At 58.9% G+C, this 1,457-nt stretch carries 1 protein-coding gene; it reads right to left on the reverse strand.

Annotated elements, in window-relative coordinates; translation table 11 throughout:
- Nucleotides 1–1,457: Ig-like domain-containing protein (locus tag M8370_RS23325; RefSeq protein ID WP_250021864.1), on the reverse strand; the 1,457-nt coding region annotated here is incomplete at both ends.

Here is a 1,457-nt window from a genome sequence, read left to right on the forward strand (position 1 = left end):
GACCATCCGCCAGCGCGGTATCCGGGGTGAACGACCACTTACCGCTGCTGTCCGCCTTGACGGTGCCAATCACCTTCCCGTTGTCGAGGATAGACACAACGTCGCCCGGTGCAGCGCTGCCGCTCAGGGTTGGGGTGGTGTCGTTGGTGGTTTCGCCTTTCTGCATTGGGCCGACGTGCGGCTCGGCGTTGTCCACAACGCTGTTGATGGACGGCTCGGTGCTGACCGGGATCAGAACGGTAATGTCGTAAGACGGTGCTTCACCCGCTACGCGGTTGCCTACTGCGTCCTGGGTTTCCAGCGTCAGCTGATTAAGCCCTTCCACCAGCGGTGTATCCAGTGCCAGCGTCCAGTTGCCTTCACTGTCGACCACGGCTGAGCCCAGCAGATGTTTGCCGTTAGCATCCGTGCTGTAAACAAAGACGGTGCTTCCCGCTTCACCAATACCATTGATAACCGGTTTGCTGTCATCGGTGATTTCACCGCTGGCCACGTTACCCTGACGGCCGCCGACATCATCCATTACGGACGTAATGTTCAGTACATCGCTGCTTGCCACTGGTGGGGTGTAGTCGGTCACCAGCACAAAATCATCCGATTCCGGACCGGTGTTGCCCGCTTCATCCGTTGCGGTGGTGGTGATATGGTGCTCACCTTCTGGCAGAGGTGTGGTTGGCGTGAACTGCCAGGCGCCGTTGTCGTCCGCAATCGTCGAACCAATATGCTCACCGTTGTCATAAATATCGACACGGCTGCCCGGCTCTGCAGAGCCGTTGAAGGTTGGGTTTGCGTCGTCGGTGGTGCCGCCGTTGCTCAGATCGCCACGAATTGTTCCTACATCATCCGTTGCGGATCCCAGTACAGGTTTTTCCGGGGCGGTCGCATCAACGGTAATATCAAAGGACGGAGAGGTCACCTCGTTTCCGGCCGGATCTTTGGAAATCACGGTCAGGCTGTGATCGCCATCGGCCAGATCCTGTTCAGGGGTGAAGGTCCAGTTGCCGTCCGGATCCACCACGGTGGAGCCCAGTACATCGTCGCCATCCATGATGGTTACGGTGCTGCCCGGCTTACCTTTACCGCTCAGTTCAGGACGTGCGTCATCGGTCACGGTGCCTGGCTTCAGGTTGCCCACGATCGGGCCCTCGTCATCCACCACTTCACCCACGGTAACCTGGTTTGGATCCGGATCGACGGTAAAGGAGATCCCCGGAGACGGTTCACTGGTGTTGCCAGACGGATCGGTCACGGTGGTGGTGATCTCATGATCGCCTTTAGCCAGAGGCGTGTCTGGCGTATAGGACCATTTACCTTCGTCATCAACGATGACGGAACCGATCTTCTCGTCGTTATCATAGATGTCCACCACGCTGCCCGGCTCAGCTTCGCCGCTCAGGGTCGGGGACTGATCGTCGGTGGTGTCGCCTGGACCTACCGGCCCCTGCTTGTCGCCCACG

It is taken from the genome of Enterobacter cloacae complex sp. OE43NF (assembly GCF_023544405.1).
GTDB lineage: Bacteria > Pseudomonadota > Gammaproteobacteria > Enterobacterales > Enterobacteriaceae > Enterobacter > Enterobacter cloacae.